General features: G+C 56.7%; 19 protein-coding genes and 1 riboswitch. Of the genes, 12 read left to right on the top strand and 7 right to left on the bottom strand.

Features of this window, described 5'->3' with window-relative positions; genetic code table 11:
- Positions 1-41: 41 nt before the first annotated feature.
- Together UB90_RS05715 and UB90_RS05720 are read right to left on the bottom strand one after the other, a co-directional pair.
- Positions 42-743, bottom strand: a complete 702-nt coding sequence (locus UB90_RS05715; protein WP_065325547.1) for a response regulator — start codon at positions 741-743, stop codon at positions 42-44.
- Positions 740-1252, bottom strand: coding sequence for a MarR family winged helix-turn-helix transcriptional regulator (locus tag UB90_RS05720; RefSeq protein ID WP_005607826.1), 513 nt, complete (start codon positions 1250-1252; stop codon positions 740-742). Before UB90_RS05720 ends, UB90_RS05715 begins: the two co-directional genes overlap by 4 nt.
- 160 nt (positions 1253-1412) lie before the next feature.
- Here UB90_RS05720 and UB90_RS05725 point away from each other — a divergent pair, with 160 nt between their 5' ends.
- A complete protein-coding gene (locus tag UB90_RS05725) occupies positions 1413-2279 on the top strand; it encodes a branched-chain amino acid aminotransferase (RefSeq protein WP_065325546.1) in 867 nt (288 codons plus the stop codon).
- A gap of 179 nt (positions 2280-2458) precedes the next feature.
- On the opposite strand, the gene UB90_RS05730 is transcribed toward UB90_RS05725, so the two are convergent.
- On the bottom strand, positions 2459-2887 hold the full coding sequence (locus UB90_RS05730; RefSeq protein WP_009178053.1) for an organic hydroperoxide resistance protein: 429 nt from the start codon (positions 2885-2887) through the stop codon (positions 2459-2461).
- Positions 2888-2996: 109 nt separating this feature from the next.
- Between UB90_RS05730 and UB90_RS05735 the strand changes: the two genes are divergently transcribed.
- The gene (locus UB90_RS05735; RefSeq protein ID WP_009177973.1) at positions 2997-3428 is read left to right on the top strand and encodes a MarR family winged helix-turn-helix transcriptional regulator; all 432 of its coding nucleotides are present in this window, start codon (positions 2997-2999) and stop codon (positions 3426-3428) included.
- A gap of 6 nt (positions 3429-3434) precedes the next feature.
- Here the strand turns inward: UB90_RS05735 and UB90_RS05740 are convergent, their stop codons facing one another.
- Both UB90_RS05740 and UB90_RS05745 read right to left on the bottom strand, forming a co-directional pair.
- Positions 3435-4376, bottom strand: coding sequence for a DMT family transporter (locus UB90_RS05740; protein ID WP_065325545.1), 942 nt, complete (start codon positions 4374-4376; stop codon positions 3435-3437).
- Between the two features lie 86 nt (positions 4377-4462).
- Positions 4463-5125, bottom strand: a complete 663-nt coding sequence (locus UB90_RS05745; RefSeq protein WP_065325544.1) for a cation transporter — start codon at positions 5123-5125, stop codon at positions 4463-4465.
- Positions 5126-5211: 86 nt separating this feature from the next.
- Between UB90_RS05745 and UB90_RS05750 the strand changes: the two genes are divergently transcribed.
- A complete protein-coding gene (locus tag UB90_RS05750; protein WP_065325543.1) occupies positions 5212-5628 on the top strand; it encodes a MerR family transcriptional regulator in 417 nt (138 codons plus the stop codon).
- A gap of 16 nt (positions 5629-5644) precedes the next feature.
- Here the strand turns inward: UB90_RS05750 and UB90_RS05755 are convergent, their stop codons facing one another.
- A complete protein-coding gene (locus tag UB90_RS05755) occupies positions 5645-6538 on the bottom strand; it encodes an SDR family oxidoreductase (protein ID WP_227512116.1) in 894 nt (297 codons plus the stop codon).
- 137 nt (positions 6539-6675) lie between these two features.
- On the opposite strand from UB90_RS05755, the gene UB90_RS05760 reads away from it, so the two are divergent.
- The 9 genes from UB90_RS05760 to UB90_RS05800 all read left to right on the top strand — a co-directional run bounded on the left by UB90_RS05760 (position 6676) and on the right by UB90_RS05800 (position 14386).
- Positions 6676-6957: a DUF2218 domain-containing protein gene (locus UB90_RS05760; RefSeq protein WP_009177584.1), complete on the top strand. Its 282-nt coding sequence runs from the start codon at positions 6676-6678 to the stop codon at positions 6955-6957.
- A 130-nt stretch (positions 6958-7087) separates the two neighbouring features.
- Positions 7088-7984, top strand: a complete 897-nt coding sequence (locus UB90_RS05765; RefSeq protein ID WP_065325541.1) for a siderophore ABC transporter substrate-binding protein — start codon at positions 7088-7090, stop codon at positions 7982-7984.
- A gap of 6 nt (positions 7985-7990) precedes the next feature.
- Positions 7991-8941, top strand: a complete 951-nt coding sequence (locus UB90_RS05770) for an ABC transporter permease (protein WP_065325540.1) — start codon at positions 7991-7993, stop codon at positions 8939-8941.
- Positions 8931-9875, top strand: coding sequence for an iron chelate uptake ABC transporter family permease subunit (locus tag UB90_RS05775; RefSeq protein ID WP_065325539.1), 945 nt, complete (start codon positions 8931-8933; stop codon positions 9873-9875). The genes UB90_RS05770 and UB90_RS05775 overlap by 11 nt, the downstream gene beginning before the upstream one ends.
- Positions 9872-10624: an iron ABC transporter ATP-binding protein gene (locus tag UB90_RS05780; RefSeq protein WP_065325538.1), complete on the top strand. Its 753-nt coding sequence runs from the start codon at positions 9872-9874 to the stop codon at positions 10622-10624. Before UB90_RS05775 ends, UB90_RS05780 begins: the two co-directional genes overlap by 4 nt.
- 40 nt (positions 10625-10664) lie before the next feature.
- A riboswitch (cobalamin riboswitch) is annotated at positions 10665-10879 on the top strand.
- An 88-nt stretch (positions 10880-10967) separates the two neighbouring features.
- Positions 10968-11687 (top strand): (2Fe-2S) ferredoxin domain-containing protein, encoded by a 720-nt coding sequence (locus tag UB90_RS05785; RefSeq protein ID WP_065325537.1) that lies wholly within the window; start codon positions 10968-10970, stop codon positions 11685-11687.
- On the top strand, positions 11674-12606 hold the full coding sequence (locus UB90_RS05790; protein WP_065325536.1) for an ABC transporter substrate-binding protein: 933 nt from the start codon (positions 11674-11676) through the stop codon (positions 12604-12606). The genes UB90_RS05785 and UB90_RS05790 overlap by 14 nt, the downstream gene beginning before the upstream one ends.
- Complete coding sequence (locus tag UB90_RS05795; protein ID WP_227512117.1) at positions 12607-13614, top strand: FecCD family ABC transporter permease; 1008 nt, start codon at positions 12607-12609, stop codon at positions 13612-13614. It begins immediately after the preceding gene.
- Complete coding sequence (locus UB90_RS05800; RefSeq protein ID WP_065325535.1) at positions 13604-14386, top strand: ABC transporter ATP-binding protein; 783 nt, start codon at positions 13604-13606, stop codon at positions 14384-14386. The genes UB90_RS05795 and UB90_RS05800 overlap by 11 nt, the downstream gene beginning before the upstream one ends.
- Positions 14387-14393: 7 nt before the next feature.
- Here the strand turns inward: UB90_RS05800 and UB90_RS05805 are convergent, their stop codons facing one another.
- Positions 14394-16568, bottom strand: a complete 2175-nt coding sequence (locus tag UB90_RS05805) for a methyl-accepting chemotaxis protein (protein WP_065325534.1) — start codon at positions 16566-16568, stop codon at positions 14394-14396.
- Positions 16569-17098: the final 530 nt, after the last annotated feature.

Here is a 17098-nt window from a genome sequence, read left to right on the forward strand (position 1 = left end):
TGCATAAGGCAAGATCAAGACAGCTTAGGTCCCGATCTACCTCAGTCCGGTGCCAGCATATAACCTGCACCGCGCACGGTTTGCAGGTATTGTGGCTGCTTTGGGTTCGGCTCGATTTTGCGCCGCAGCCGCGTGATTTGAACATCGACCGCACGCTCCTGCGCTTGGCCTCGGTCACGCCCCAGATCCTCAACCAGCTTGGCGCGGCTTACTGCTTCACCGGGTTGCGAGGAAAATATCTTCATCAATTGAACCTCGGTGGAGGTGAGCCGGATCAGATCCTCGCCCTGCCACATCTCGCCTCGGTCAATATCATACCGGATAGCACCCAATTGCAGGAATTTCGGGGTGATATCTTCGGGCTGACTCTCGGGCATGCGCCTCAGGATTGCATTGATACGGAGCAGGAGTTCTTTGGGCTCAAAGGGTTTTGGCAAATAATCATCCGCGCCAGCCTCAAGCCCTTTAATCCGATCATCCGTCTCGCCACGTGCGGTCAGCAACAGGATCGGTGTCGTCATCGTTTCGCGCAGCGCGGCGGTGAGGGATAGCCCATCCTCACCCGGCATCATCACATCCAACACGATCAGATCAAAATCCAACCCGGAAAGCACCCGCCTTGCATGTGCCGCATCGCGCGCGGCAGTCACTAGAAACCCGGCCCGGATCAGGAATTTTTTCAAAAGATCGCGGATGCGTTCGTCATCATCGACGATCAGAAGATGCAGATCATTATGGTTCATTGTGACCTCTCCCGCAGATCGGCATAGGCACGACGCATGTCCGCATCCATCATGGCTTCGAGTACTTTTTTAAACCCTTGAACGGCTTCTGGACCCGCTTGTTTGTAAGCGGCCCGCATACGCACGCGCTGGGCGTCGGAGAGACGTTGCTCCAGATCCACTCCGCGTTCTGTCAGATATAGATTGCGTTCCCGTTTATCGAGCGTTCCAACCCGGCTGTCGACCAGTCCATCCTCAACCAACGCACGAAGCACGCGGTTCAGGGATTGTTTGGTGACCCCAAGGATGCTGAGGAGATTGTTGACCGTCGTGCCCGGAGAGCGGTTGATAAAATGCAGTGCCCGGTGATGCGCCCGCCCGTAGGCCAGATCTGCGAGGATACGGTCAGGGTCAGCAGTAAAGCCCTGATAGGCAAAGAACATCGCCTCAATCCCTTGGCGCAACTGCTCATCTGTCAGAAACAGGAGGCTCTCACCGCCAAACCCTGCTCCGGAACGCCCGTCAGACATTATCGCCTCTCCTTTGTTTTGCGGGCCAGTTTATGTCAGCATTATTGACATTCCAAGACCCGAGATGTACCGAGTGACGAGTTTGGCGCAATTATGTGAATGAAATCACGTTATGTTGCGCAATAACCGAAAATAATACGGCGCTGAAAAGGAATGCGGAATGGCTGGATATGATGACCGCGAAGGTCTGATCTGGATGGATGGCGAATTGGTGAACTGGCGCGATGCCAAGGTCCACATCCTGACGCATGCAATGCATTATGCTTCCTCTGTGTTTGAAGGTGAACGCGCCTACAATGGCAAGATCTTCAAAAGCCGCGCGCATTCCGAACGCCTGATTGCGTCAGCAGAGGCGCTGGATATGCCGATGCCTTACTCGGTGGATGATATCGAGAAAGCCAAGGAAGAGACCTTGAAAGCATCGGGTCTTCAGGATGCCTATGTGCGCGCCGTCGTCTGGCGTGGTTCGGGTGAGGACATGGGCGTTGCGTCAGCGAAAAACCCGGTCCGGATGGCGGTCGCTGTCTGGGGGTGGGGAGCCTATTACGGCGATGCCAAAATGCAGGGAGCAAAGCTCGATATCGCGGAGTTCAAACGCCCCTCTCCTGAAACTATCCCGGTGCATGCCAAGGCGGCGGGTCTTTACATGATCTGCACGATCTCCAAGCACAAAGCAGAAGCCAAAGGCTGCTCTGACGCGTTGTTTATGGACTATCGCGGCTATGTCGCCGAGGCGACTGGGGCGAATATCTTCTTCGTAAAAGATGGCGAGGTACATACGCCGAAACCGGATTGCTTCCTCAACGGTATCACCCGACAAACTGTGATCCAGATGCTCAAGGAAAAGGGCATCACCGTACATGAGCGCCATATCATGCCCGAAGAAATGGATGGATTTGAACAGTGCTGGCTGACCGGTACTGCCGCCGAAGTGACACCTGTGGGTGAAATCGGCCCCTATAAATTCGAGGTTGGCCAGATGACCCGTGAAATTGCCAAGGAATACGAGGCGCTGGTCCGCAGCTGACACAATTCTGGCTATTAAAATGCAAAAGCGCGGGACAGATGCCCCGCGCTTTTTCTGTACGAGCACCTCCGGTGCCGTTGGGCGCTTGTCGCCCCTTCAGCTTTTCTCAAATATCTCGGAGCGCGAGGCAGAGCTTCGCATCTCTGATCAAACCAGTGCGCCGCAGGCGCTCCGCTGGATCACGCGATTTCTGTAGTGACGTCGACGTTGCCCCGCACAGAATTGGAATAGGGGCAGATTTTATGTCCGGCTTCAGTCAGGCGCTCGGCGGCCTCTTTGTCCACACCGGGAAGTGTCACTTTCAAGTGGACCTTGAGGCCAAAGCCACCAGCTTCACGCGGGCCAATTCCAACTGCGGTTTCGACTTCGACGTTGTCCGGAACTTTCGGTAGGCTATCGTCTTGGGTTGTCGCAAACTTCATCGCGCCGATGTAGCAGGCGGAATACCCGGCGGCAAAGAGTTGCTCTGGGTTGTAGCCTTTGCCATCGCCTCCCATTTCTGTGGGCGGGGCGAGATCAAGAACTAGATCGGTGCCAGCTACTTTGGCTTGACCATCGCGGCCTCCGGTGGCGGAGGCATGGGCGGTGTAAACGGGGGATACGGACATGTTCGGCTCCTTTTGTCGTGGGCGATTATATCGTGTGCGATATACTTGGGTGCCCCAAGCAGAAAGTCAACCGCTTGCGATTGCATCGTGCGAGATCTAAATTTCCCACATGGATAGACCTTTGAAAATCGATGAGCTTTTGTGCTTCTCCGTTTATTCGGTGAACCATGCGATCTCGCGCCTCTATCGTCCGCTGCTGGCCCCGTTGGGGCTGACCTATCCACAATATCTAGTACTGGTCGCGCTGTGGGACAGGGACCACCGTCGGGTCAGCGATCTGGGAGCAGAGTTGCAACTGGATACGAATACACTGACCCCGTTGCTCAAACGTATGGAGACTGCCGGACTGCTCACACGCCAGCGCAACCCAGAAGATGAACGCAGCCTGATTGTAACGCTCACAGAAAACGGGCGAGTGTTGGAGCATAAAGCTACTGAGCTTACGGCATGTGTGTTGGAGGCAATGGGAGGGGATATTGAGGAACTCTCGGCTTTGCGCGATCAACTGCACGCACTGCGCGACAAGCTGGAGCAAAGGTAACCTGACTCATCCGCCCTTTGGATCAGTCAGTGGCTTGGCTTTGCCTCGGTCCAGTCCCAAACGGCTCTCACGCCAGATTACGATGCCATTTGCCACAATGACCAGCGCTGCACCTGCCAGCATCACCGCGGATGGCCATTCTGCGAACCAAATGTAGCCAATCACCAGCGCAAACAACATCGACACGTAGTCATAAGGGGCCAGCAGCGATGCAGGTGCAAACCGATAGGACGAGGTGATCAGGATCTGGGCAACTGCACCAATAAAGCCAGTACTGATCAGCAGCAGCAACAAGGGGGTATCGGGCATGATCCAGCCAAAGGGCAAGGTAAGAAGCGACAACAGTGAAGCGGTCACAGAGAAGTAAAAGACAATCGCCGCGGTTTCCTCGCTCTGTACCATTTTCCGGATGTGGATTTGTACAAACCCGCGCAAGGCAGCGGCCGTCAGGACCAGCATCGCTCCGATGAAGGCCGTATCCTGAAACGCCTCAGATCCCCCAAGTCGGGGAGAAAGCATGATCACTACGCCGACAAGCCCGATGGCGACGGCGCTGATGCGAATGATGCGAATACGCTCCCCGAGCAGCAACGCCGCCAGCACCAGCGTAAAGATTGGGGTGGCATAACCCAGAGCCGTAACCTCTGGCAGTGGCAGGATGGCCAGGGCTGCAAAATTCAGACCCATTGCAGAGGTCCCCACTAAGCCACGCCAAAAATGAAGCATCGGGCTTTTGGTGCGCAATCCGGCTGGTAGATCGCCACGTAGGGCAAGCCACACAAGGATTACAGGCAGCACGAAAAAAGATCGAAAAAACACGGCCTGACCCGTGGGAACAGTCTGTGTGATCTCTTTGATCAAACCCGACATGATGGTGAAAAGCCCAATGGCGGTCACTTTCAGGGTGATCGCCAAAAGTGGTCGATGCGATGTTAAGCTTTTTACCATGAGCGGACCCTGCGCGCTTGTCCGATGAATGGCAAGCGCGCAGGGTTGAACTGGTACATTATTTACTGGTCAACAATTCGGCTAGGTCAGTGCGCGTGACCGTGGTCATGGGCGTGGTCATCTTGCGCGGCCTTGGCCTTACCATCGCGCCACTCTGCAAGAGCTTGGCGCAGGATCTGGAAAGCGGAACTCAGGAACAAACCGGCCATGATGCCCGCAACGATCAGATCGGGCCAACCTGTTGCGGTGCCCCAGACGCCGAGGGCCGCGATCATCACTGCCACGTTTCCAACCGCATCATTGCGCGAACACAGCCAGACCGAACGTACGTTCGCATCGCCATCTTTATAGGCGGCCAGCAATGCCACCGACAAAAGGTTCGCGGCGAGCGCCATGAAGCCGATATAGCCCATGACTTGCGCCTCCGGGACGCCAACGACGAAAACTTTCCAAACAGTAGAGCCAAAGACCCAGCTCCCCATCAGCAAGAGGCTTACGCCCTTACCAATTGCCGCCATTGACCGTGCGCGCAGGCTGGCACCGATTACCGCCAGTGAAATCCCGTAAGTGAGCGCATCACCCAGAAAGTCCAGGGCGTCAGCCTTCAGTGCTTGGCTATTGGCGGCCTGACCGGCTGCCATTTCAACGAAGAACATCGCCGCGTTGATTACGATTACAGCCCAGAGACGACGCTTGTATTCGCGTGATACGCCGTCAAACTGAGCGTTGTGGTTGCAACATCCTGCCATGGGTCAGGTCCTTTGCTCTTGTCCTTGATCTCGATTCGGTATGAACCTAATTGCTCTAGCCACTAGAGGTTCAAGAGGGGATTTCGATGTATTCTATCGGCGCACTGTCAAAGGCCACCGGGGTCAAGGTTCCAACCATTCGCTATTACGAAGAAATCGGCCTGATTGATCATGCGACGCGCAATGCAGGTAATCAGCGGCGGTATGATCAAGCAGGGCTAGAGCGGCTCGGCTTTATCAAACATGCTCGTGATCTTGGCTTCGCGCTTGAAGAAATCAAAGACCTCATGGCGCTCAACGGTGAGTTGGGGCAGGACTGTCATGCGGCCGATATTATTGCGAAGGCGCAGTTGGAAAAGGTCCGCGCACGGATTTCACGCCTCCAGCAGCTTGAGGCTGAACTGGAAAGGATCACCCACCTGTGTGAAGGCGGTAGCGGCGGGACGTGCAAGGTGTTGGGAGCGTTGGGCGATCACAGCCTGTGCATCGGCGATCACGATTGATCGAATTCAACCGCCCTTAGACACCGGGCGGATCTGCAGGGGGGATGAACTTCTCCATGTCCTCGGCAGCCAGAACCGCCTGAAGACCGCTGCGATAGTCTGGATATAGCAGATCGACGCCTAAGTCTTCTTTGATCCTGTCATTGCGCACGCGTTTGTTTTCGCCGTAAAAACTGCGGGCCATCGGGCTCATGCCCGCTTCATCAAATGGCACCTCTGAGGGGATTGGCAGCCCCAACAGTTCGGCGGCATATCCCAAAACGTCTTGTGGGGGGGCTGGTTCATCATCACAGACATTGTAGATCGCCCCCGGGTCAGGATGAGCGATGGATGCCTTTAGAACCTGTGCGATATCATCCACATGGGCGCGCGAAAACACCTGACCGGGTTTGACGATGCGACGAGCCTTGCCTGCCATGAGTTTCGCAAATGGACCACGACCAGGCCCATAGATCCCCGCGAGGCGGAAAATATGAAGTGGTAGCTTTGGCACCGCCGACCAGTCATTTTCCGCCTGCACGCGCCAATCTCCACGCTGACTTGATGGTGTGGCGGGAGTGGCTTCATCCACCCACCCCCCATCGTGGTCACCGTAGACAGCGGTGGTTGACAGATACCCCACCCACTCCAGCGAAGGCAGCGCGGCAATTTGTGTACCCAGCGCATTCAGCACCGGATCGCCAGCCTCGGACGGGCTAATTGACAAGAGGATATGAGTGACGTTTTGCAGTGGGAGGTCATCTCCCGGCCATGTGACCAACTCCACATTCGCGTCATCGCTATGGTCAGGGGTGTCACGGGTTGTACCGATGATATGCCACTCATTGCGCGGCAGAATTTTTGCCAACGCGCGGGCGGTATAGCCATATCCAAAGCAGAGAAGCGTTTTGAGAGTGGTGTCCTGAGTCATGAGGCAGACCATGCGGGCGGGCGCAGGCAGATGCAAGCAACTGCCGGTAGTCATTGGGTATGATCCGCTCTACTACGTTCGAACCATTGCGCCTGACAAGGGCGCAACTCAGACGCGTAGCAAAGAGGAGAACATAAATGTTGACGTCCGAAAGTCAGTTCGAGACCGCCAAAGCCAGCCAGTATCTGCAGCAATTGTGCAAACATTTCGCGCATAAGGTCGAGGCGTCATGTGACGCTCATTCCGGCAAGGTCGCGTTTCCCTGTGGCACGGCAACCTTCGCTGCCAGCGACGATGTCTTGGTTATGACTGTGGTGGCAGAAGATCGGGCGGGATTAGAGCAATCCAAAGAGATCATCGAAAGCCATCTGATCCGTTTTGCCTTCCGCGATAAACTAGAGCGCCTTGACTGGGCCTGAAATCTAACTTTCCGAATTGACCATGGCTCTTCTGTGTGAGCTATGGCAGTTAATCAATGCCAGCAATTGCACAAGCAACAGCCAGCGAGACCGATCCCTCAAAACCATCAAAAGACCCGGAGTCTTTTCTATGTTTCGATCACTCGCCTGTGCCTCCGCACTGTTTCTTGCAGTGCCTGCTTTTGCTGCGGAGACTGTTTCCGTCGACACCTACCGCGGTGTTGTAGATGTCCCCGCCAATCCTGAAAAAATCGCCGTTTTTGATATCGCCGCTGTGGACACGTTGTCTGCGCTGGGCGTCGACGTAAGCGGCGCGCCGCAGAACCTTTATGTGGACTACCTCCAAAGCGTTGCGGACAAAGCCGAAGATCTGGGCACCCTGTTTGAGCCTGATATTGAGGCCGTACATGCACTGCAGCCCGATTTGATCATCGTGGGCGGACGCAGTTCTGATCAGGTTGATACGATGCGTGAACTGGCTCCAGCCATTGACATGACCATTTGGGAAGATGTCGTTGGACAAGGGTTGGCGCGCTTGGAAACCTACGGCAAGATCTTTGGTCGCGAAGACAAGGCGGCCGAATTGCGCGCGGATTTTGATGCGCAGCTAAAGAGCGCCCGTGCCGCGGTGGCGGATAAGGGGACGGCTCTGATCATCCTGACCAACGGTCCGAAAATTTCGGCTTATGGCAAGGCGGGCCGGTTTGGCTGGGTGCATTCCACACTAGACCTGCCAGAAGCAGCGGCGGAGATCAGCGATTCCACACATGGTGAAAGCATCTCTTTTGAATTTATCCAGACCGTAAACCCGGACTGGTTGATTGTGATCGACCGTCTCGCTGCGATTGGTCAGCCGGGCGAGAATGCGAAAACCACGCTCGACAACACGTTGATGCACGAAACCAAAGCGTGGAAGAACGATCAGGTCGTCTACCTCAACGCATCAGATATCTACATCTCCGGCGGCGGCATTCAGTCGATGATGCGCACGCTTTCGGATATTGAGGCCGGTTTCAACGGAAACTGATCTCTGATGTCGCGCACTGCCTTGGGTGTTCTGGCCCTCAGCCTCTTGTTCGTTGGGTCGCTCTTTGTTGGAGCGACCCCTCTTTCGCCGATGGACGTTACGACGCCGGAGGCGAGGGCCTTAATCTGGGACAGTCGCCTGCCGCGCGCATTTGCGGTGGTCCTGACCGGTGCGTCGCTGGCGATTGCCGGTCAGATCATGCAACTCATCGCGCGCAACAGATTTGTGGAGCCGATGACCGCCGGCACCGGTCAAAGCGCGATGCTCGGACTGTTGGTCGTTTCCGTCTGTCTGCCGGCCGCCTCCGTTGGGCTCAAGATGGCGCTCTCGGCCTTTGCTGCCCTGATCGGGAGCATCGGTTTTTTTGCGATCACCCGCCGCTTGCCGCCAGAGGAGCCGCTTTTGGTGCCGCTCGTGGGTATCGTCTATGGCGGTGTGATTGGCTCGGCTGCCGTCTACATCGGTTTTCAACTTGATATGTTGCAATATATTGACATTTGGCTGACCGGTGAGTTCTCCGGCACCATGCGTGGGCGATACGAATTGCTGTGGATTGCAGGTCTTGCGGCCGTGCTGAGTTATCTGGTGGCGGATCAGTTTTCCATTCTTGGCCTCGGGGAAACGGTGAGCCTCAACCTCGGCCTCAACTACCGTCAGGTCGTCCTGAGCGGTCTGGTAGTGATTTCAGTGGTGACGGGCCTCACCGTGGTGACAGTGGGCGCGATTCCCTTTATCGGGCTGGTGGTGCCAAATCTTGTCAGCCGCCTCGTCGGTGACAATCTGCGCCGCAGCCTGCCGCTGACGGCAATGGCGGGTGCAGGTTTGGTCCTGGCTTCGGATATCTTTGCACGCCTTGTGGTGCATCCGTTCGAGGTGCCCGTGGCGACCGTCATCGGCATTATCGGCGCGGCTGTCTTCCTGTGGATGCTTTACGGCAGAGCGCAGCATGTATCGTAATCGCCTGCTGTTACTCACGCTCGCCCTCTTGGCCTGCGCACTCGCCTATCTGTTCACTGGCGTGAAGGGGAGCCTTGAGTTTGCGCTGATGTTTCGCGGCAAAAAACTCGCGGCATTATTGTTGATTGGCGCAGCGCAGGCGGTGGCGGCGGTGATGTTTCAGACCATTTCCGGCAATCGCATCCTGACACCTGCGATCATGGGGTTTGATGCGCTTTACGTTCTGATCCTGACAGCTGCGGTGGTTGCACTGGGCGCACCTGCCTATCAACAGCTCGATCCGGGGCTATTGATGCTGACCAATGCGACGTTGATGTGCGCGGCGGCGGTGATGCTCTTTGGCCTGTTGTTGCGCAAAGGGCAGGGCGACCTGATGCGCATGCTTCTGACCGGGGTGGTCTTGGCGGTCATGCTGCGTTCTATCACTGGCCTCTTGCAGCGTGTGATCGACCCAAGTGAATACGCGGTGGTACAAGCGGCCTCTTTTGCGCGGTTCTCGCGGGCCGAAACGGATCTGCTGGGCGTCTCCGCTCTCCTCTGCTGTGGAGCGCTGGGATTGGCGTGGCGTATGCGGCACCGGTTGGATGTGTTGGCACTCGGACCGGTGGCATCAACCTCGCTGGGGGAGCCACCACTTCGCGGGCAGCGCAGGGCGCTCTTGCTGATTTCAGTTCTGGTTGCGGTCTCGACCGCATTAGTCGGTCCGGTGGCCTTCTTTGGTCTTTTGGTTTCTGCGCTGACCTATCTGGTTCTGCCAACCTATCGCCATGCGATCCTGCTTCCGGGTAGTGCGCTGATTTCCGGCGTGATCCTTGTTGGCGGCCAATGGGCGCTGGAGCGTGTCTTTGCCTTTACCACCCCGCTCAGTGTCGTGGTCGAATTCCTTGGTGGGGTGGTGTTCCTGCTGTTGTTGATGAAAGGACTGAAACGATGATCGAGGTCCAGAACCTGTCCCATGATATCCACGGTGCACCGATCCTCAGGGATATTTCTGTCACTGTCCCCAAAGGTGGCGTGACCGCGCTTGTTGGTCCCAATGGTGCGGGAAAATCCACGCTGCTGTCACTCATGGCGCGATTAATACCCCGACAACAGGGGCGTATCACGGTGGATGAGCTTGTCGTGGGCGAAAGCGATGACAAGGATTTGGCAAGGCGCCTCGCGATCTTGCCGCAAACGGTTCACGCCGCAAGCCGTTTGACAGTGCGCGATTTGGTTGGCTTTGGCCGGTATCCCTATCACAGGGGACGCCCAACGCCTGATGACCGCGCGATGGTTGAGGACGGTATGCGCCTCTTTGATCTGTTGCCGCTGGCGGAGCGGTCGCTTGATACGTTGTCCGGTGGGCAACGACAGCGCGCGTTTGTGGCGATGACCTATGTGCAGGATACGGATTATTTGTTGCTGGATGAGCCGTTGAACAATCTTGATTTGGCAGCCTCGCGCGCGCTGATGGCCCGCCTCAGAGATCTGGCAGACAATAAGGACCGCACGGTTATCATCGTGCTGCATGACATCAATTTTGCCACCGCCTATGCCGACCGTGTTCTGGTGATGAAGGAGGGGCGCCTTTGTGCAGATGGTGCACCGCAGGATGTGATTACCGAAACGCTGATCCAGAGCGTCTTTGAAACCGACGCGCCATTACGCACGGTTGAGGGTCGTCCGGTCGTGATGGTCTGATCCGGCTCTTCCCTGTCGCTTGACACAGGCCGTCTCACTGACGCAAGAGAGTAGCGATGGTTCCCCGACGCCTAAGGCAAGTGGGATGAAAAGGGAATTCGGTGAGGAGGAGCCAAAGGGCGCCAAATCCGAAACTGCCCCCGCAACTGTAAGCGGCAAGTGCCCCGTCACACACCACTGATCCAAATGGGTCGGGAAGGGACGGACGCGCAACGCCCCGCAAGTCAGGAGACCTGCCATCGCGATGTATAAACCAAGCGGGCGGTGGGCCTGCGGAGGACGCGATGCCAGATGTGATGTATCTGATGGACTGCAGTTGCCTGCCTCCCGTTGGGAGGCTGGAATGCACGTTTATCTCTACCTGATTTCAGCGACTTATGTGAGCGCAAAGCGTTCCGCAGCACTCGCCCGCGGGCTTGAGGCCGCCGCTCCTGTTCCCGCCATGGCCATTCGACTGGAGGCAGAGGGACAGGGTCTGTGGGCTGCGCTTGATGCACTCCTCGTGCGGGGGGCCAGCCGCATTGACTTGCGCCCGGTCGGAATGCCGTTTTCACAATCGCTGGAGAAATGGCTGCCCAGTGCAGCAGGTGCATGGCTTGCCCAGCAATCGGGCTCAACACCGGAGTTGTTTTTTGCCAGCAGCCCAGAACACGACGCGGCCACCGTGCGCGCTATTGCGCGGGCTGAGGTATCCCTGCGCCGGATTGGTGAAAAACCTGCGGGTGAGATGGGGAAGGGTTGGGATTTGCCGCCCGCGCATCGGCACCACCTGCTGGTTTGCACAGGTCCGCGTTGCCATGTGAAAGATGCGCCCAACCTTGCTGATGCACTCAAGGTGGAAATTCGGCGCGCCGGGCTCAGTGACAGCTGTTTGGTGAGCACCACCGGTTGCGTGTTTCCGTGTAACGCCGGACCGGTGATCGTGCATTACCCGCGCGGCGATTGGTATCGGGTGGCCGATCTCTCAGACATCCAGAGCTTTGTCGCGACCGTCCTCGCAAAGGGTGGCCGACTTGAACATCTTATTTTTCATCAAACGGGAGTGTCCCATGAACCTGCGTAATTTGCTGCTGCCGCTCGTGTTGCTGGCCTCGGCGGCGCATGCCGATCCGGTCACCATCAAAAGCTGTGGGGTCTCACACACTTTTGAGACCCCACCGAGCCGCGCCATCACCCTCAATCAGCAGGCGACAGAAGTCATGCTGGCGTTGGGGTTGCAGGACGCGATGGTTGGCACCGCCTATATGGATGACGCCATCCCGGAACAATGGAAAGCCGCCTATGACACCGTGCCTGTGCTGGCTGAAAAATACCCTGCTGCTGAGGTGGTGTTGGCAAACGAGCCTGATTTCCTCTTTGCCGGATTTGGTTCTGCTTTCTCTGAGGACAATCTCGGCGAGGCGACCAAATGGCATGACCTCGGCGTTGGCACCTATCTGGTGGATGCTTCATGCAAGGAAAAGCACCCCAAAGACGTGCCTCTGACTGTCGAGCCGATCTTCCACGATATTGAAACGGTTGGGAAACTCTTTGCAGTCGAAGATCGTGCAATAGATCTGGTGGGCACGCTCAAAGCCCGTCTGGACGCAGTGACGGCCGCGCCTGCGGGCGAAGGCCAATCCGCGTTTATCTACGACAGCGGCACCGATACGCCGTTCTCTATCGGGTGTTGCGGCGGGCCTGCGCTTTTGTCTCAGCTCACGGGTCTCAAGAGCATCAGCAGCGATGTTCCGGGCACTTGGGTCGATCTGTCGTGGGAACGCGTTGTGGCCGTTGATCCCGATGTCATCCTGTTGATTGAGGCCGACTGGTCCACGGCTGCCGACAAGCGTGCCTACATGGAGGCGGACCCGGTGTTGAGCGAGTTGCGCGCTGTCAAAGAGGGTCGTTTTGTCACCGTGCCGTTTTCCGAAACGCTCTTGGGGATGCGATTTGCCGATGGTGTTGAAAACCTGAACGATCAGCTTGCAGGGCTGAAATAAGTGAGCCGAGGATCGCCGCTCTTGCTGCCACTCTCTGTTGCGGTGCTACTGCTCGCGATGGCGGCCGGTGTCCTGTGGGGCACGGCTGAGATCACTTGGAGCGAACGGCTGGCGATCCTTTTGCGCAGCGAAGACGCGCCGCGCGGTTTGTCGATGATTGTCTGGCAGTGGCGCATCCCTCGGGTGCTTGCGGTGGGCATGATCGGTGCGGGGCTGACCCTTGCGGGTTTGTTGATGCAAACCGCGCTGCGCAACCCGATGGCTGACCCTTATCTCATGGGGGTGTCATCTGGCGCGTCTGCTGCTGCGGTTGGGGCGATCATTTGGTTTCCTGCCAGCGTTACACAGACGCTGGGCGTGCCGTTGATCGCGTTCCTTGGTGCGGCTGCGGCGTTTTTGCTAACCATGTCGCTATCGACGCGCCGTGGGCGATCCCTCGATCCTTTGGTGGTCATTCTTGCGGGCGTTGCGGTGTCGCTGATGTTTCAGGCGCTCACTGCGTTTTTCCTGTATGTCGGCGATCCGCATGCCACCCGCAACGCCATGGGATGGCTGATGGGAACCGCCGCTGGCACCGATTGGCATGAACTTCCGCTGTTGCTTGCGATACTGGTGATCTCCCTGATTCTTGCCTTGCGAACGGCATCCAAGCTGGATGCGACCCTATTGGGGGACGAGCGTGCGCAATCTCTTGGGGTGAACGTAGGGCGCATCCGGGTATTGGTGTTCTTTGTCACCATTGCACTGACGGGTATCGCAGTTGCGATTGCGGGGATTGTGGGGTTTGTTGGTTTGATCTTGCCGCATATGGCGCGGCTGCTGGTGGGCGCGCGCCACCGGGTGCTGATCCCGCAGGCTGTGATCCTCGGGGCGATCACCTTGATCCTCGTGGATTTGGCTTGTCGGGTGCTCCTCGCGCCTGAGGAATTACCACTCGGGGTTCTGCTCGCATTGCTGGCTGCCCCGCCGTTCATCTATATCCTGAGGGGGATGGCGCGTGTCCGATGAGCCAATACTCGAAATTTGTGATCTCTCGGTAGACGTGGGTGGGCAGCCCTATGTGCGGGATCTGTCGCTCCGGGTCAAACGCGGGCAATTCCACGGGCTGCTTGGTCCCAATGGCGCCGGTAAAACCACACTTCTGCGGGTTCTGTACCGTGCGCTGCGGCCTCAGGCGGGCGAGGTGCGTCTGCATGGCCGTGCGCAGTCCGAGTATAGCCCCATCGAATGGTCTCGGCATGTGGGGGCACTGGTGCAGGGTGGGGGGCTGCTCGCAGGTCTGACACCTGCTGATATCGTAGAGATCGGCCTGACAATGCGGGACATTCCTTGCGAAAAGCGCAGAGAAGCAACGCAGGATGCGCTGCAATTGGTTGGGCTTCAGGACAAGGCGAACCAAGACGCCGAGAGCCTCTCTGGCGGCGAGTTGCAGCGTTGCTATTTCGCTCAGCTGCTGGCCTGCGATCCTGAGGTCTATGTTCTGGACGAGCCGACCAACCATCTGGATTTGCACTACCAGCTCAGACTGCTGGATGAGGTCAGGCGGCGTGGGCGTACCGCGATCGTGTCATTTCATGATCTCGGGCTGGCGGCGCGCTATTGCGATACGGTGCATTTGATGCAGGAGGGTCGATTGGTGGCTGAAGGCATGCCGGAAGATGTACTCACCCGTGAGGTTCTCTATCACCACTATCGTGTTGACGGCGTACTAGAGGGTCACAGCCTTAAGTTAGAAGGGCCAGTTCTTGATAGAACCAGCCCTTTGCAAGCAGCGGAATGACGAGACCTCAGGCGACCATATGCCCCTCGCCGGGGGTGTCGTAAGCCTGATCCAGATTGGCGGAGTGGTTTGAACCCGTCTCGTCGATTTTGAACCGATTCACCGATGCCACCAGCTTGGCCGCCTCATCGCGCAGCATTTGTGTTGATGCAGCGGTTTGTTCCAGCATGGCCGCGTTCTTCTGCGAGCTCTGATCCAGATGCGTGACCGCACTGTTCACCTCAGTGAGGCTGCTGGATTGCTCAACATTTGCGGCACTGATTTGGTCGACCATTTTGACGATACTGGCGACACTCTCTTTGATTGCGCTTAGTTCACCACCTGTGCGGCTAACAAGTTCAACACCCTGAGTGACCTCGTTTGAGCTGTTTCGGATCAGCTCATTGATCTCTTGGGTGGCTGCCGCAGAACGTTGTGCGAGGGCGCGTACTTCGGATGCCACGACTGCGAAGCCTGCTCCAGCCTCGCCTGCACGAGCTGCTTCCACGCCAGCGTTCAGCGCCAGTAGATTGGTCTGAAACGATACACCCTCGATCAGATCTGTGATCTTGCTGATCGCTTCTGAGGCCTCGCGAATCCGGTTGATGGATGCGGTTGTTTCCTCGGCCACTCTCAGGGTGGAGTTGACCCGGTTCTGGGCGTCGCGCACGAAATCATAGGCTTGGCGAGAGTTGGATGCGGTGTCCTGCACAGAGTCGTTCAGCACCTGGATGGCCCCAGTGGTCTCTTCAAGCGATGCAGCGGTATCTTCACCACGTTTGGATGCATCAAATGTCGCTGCAGCGATTTCATTCGCGGTGTTGTTCAGCGTGATGCTGCTTTCGGCGAGTTGACGGATGACGTCAGTTTGCGTTTGGCTGAGCGTATCAACAGCCATAGCGATGTCTGCAAACACTCCGCGATGAGTATCAGGCATCCGCACCGTGAGGTCGCCGCTTGCAAGTGCGTCAACGGTGAAACGGACGTCGGCGAGTCCATTCTCCACGACTGTTCCGATGGCATTTACACCGTGACCCAACTCGGCAAACTCGCTGTCATCGTCCTCAACCGGGATGCGCAAGGAGAAATCCCCCTGTGCGCAGGCACTGATGACTTTGGTAATCTCAACCGCAAAGCGCTCGCGTTCGATTTGCCCTTTGCGGAAGTTGTCGATGGCTGTGCTTACAGCCTGCACTTCGCTGATAGAAGACTGTGGGATTTCTACGTCGAATTTTCCCTCAAACATCTTATTCAGAACGTTCTGAATTCTCAGCAACGGTTTTGCGATTTTCTGAGCCAACGCGAAACCAAGGGCGATAAATACGAGAAGTCCGATACCCGCCATCAATGTCGAGCGCTGCATCAGCTCATCCTGTGCAACCTGAGCGTTGGATACGATGGTATCGCGGCGATCATGGATCAGGTTGAGCGTATCTGCGAGAATAGGTTCGGCAGTGGCGTAGCGCTCCGACATGACACCGGTTTGTTTGTCCAGCGCCATCGTTTCTTCGACAAAAGCAGCGAAGGTAACACGGTAGTGTTCCAGCAGCGCGTCTATCTCCGTCTGTTGGGCGGCACTATCATAATAGCTGTCTGGAAAAGCACGGAACTCTTCAACCCGTTTTTGCAGGCGATCCAGGTACTTTGTATTCTTGCGCATGATGAAGTCTTTCTCGTGCCGACGCATCATCAGCATCTTCACCTGCATTTCGGGGTAGGACGTCGCTTTCAGGCTCTCCTCGACGGAATGGACAGCACTGCGAAGTTCCCCCTGAAGGCCAACGGTTTCATCTAAACCAAGCGCCCTGGACGTTGCGACTACATCAGAAAAACTGCTGGCGTAGGATGCTACGGCATCTTGCAATAGATCAAGGTTGGAAGAGATGTCTTCCATACCAGCCAAATCCACAGTCTGTTTGCGGGCGGAGTCCATGGTGCTGTTGAGCTGAGTGACGACCTCTGCGTGCCGGTCGACATATTTGTCGTCGCGACGCAGGAGGAAATCTTTCTCCGCCCGACGCGCCTGAAGGAAGGCCAACTCGAGTTGAACCAACGTCGCGTCCAATTTCTCGACGCGCTCGACCTCAGCTTGAGAGGTGTCCCGCGCATCATGTGTATAGAAAGACAGCCCGACGAGCGCGCACATGCTAATGGCGGCCAAACCGACAATGGACAGAATTGCGGTACGGATTGAATATTTCATGGGCGAGGCGCCTCTTCTGAACAGTTCCTGAGGCTCGATGTTACACCAATTAAGTTAAGCCAATGTTCAGCGCATGTGCGCCATGCGGGTGGACTTTGGGTATAGCTCGCGCCTTCCGGGTATTTTGAGTTCTCGAAAGAACAGCGAGAGTGGAGACGCTCGACTAAAGATTGCTGATTTACGCAATTGGGTAGAGAGTTCTTAACTCTATGCTGGCAGGATCACTCTGTGGCAGGCCTCGAATGCTCTGGCATTCTTGATGGTGTTGCTGCTCGGTGGAACCGGCAAGGTTCAGAAGAACATCCTCCGCGAATCGTATAGTGACCTACCGCCAATGCGCGGGCAAAGATGGCAGCAAGTTGCGCCTTTCTGTGCCCTGCCATATTTGGGTCACATTGCTGCCCGCAATGCGCCGCAAGTTCTCCCCCGAAAAGCCAGTATGGCCCTGATTTTGCCTTGAAAACCATAAGTTTAGACGTGTTACTCGGGTCAATTTTATCTGTTAAGACCTAGTTAAGAAAGCCCTCTGT

The sequence above is a fragment of the Tritonibacter mobilis genome (assembly GCF_001681715.1).
In the GTDB taxonomy this organism is placed as follows: domain Bacteria; phylum Pseudomonadota; class Alphaproteobacteria; order Rhodobacterales; family Rhodobacteraceae; genus Epibacterium; species Epibacterium mobile.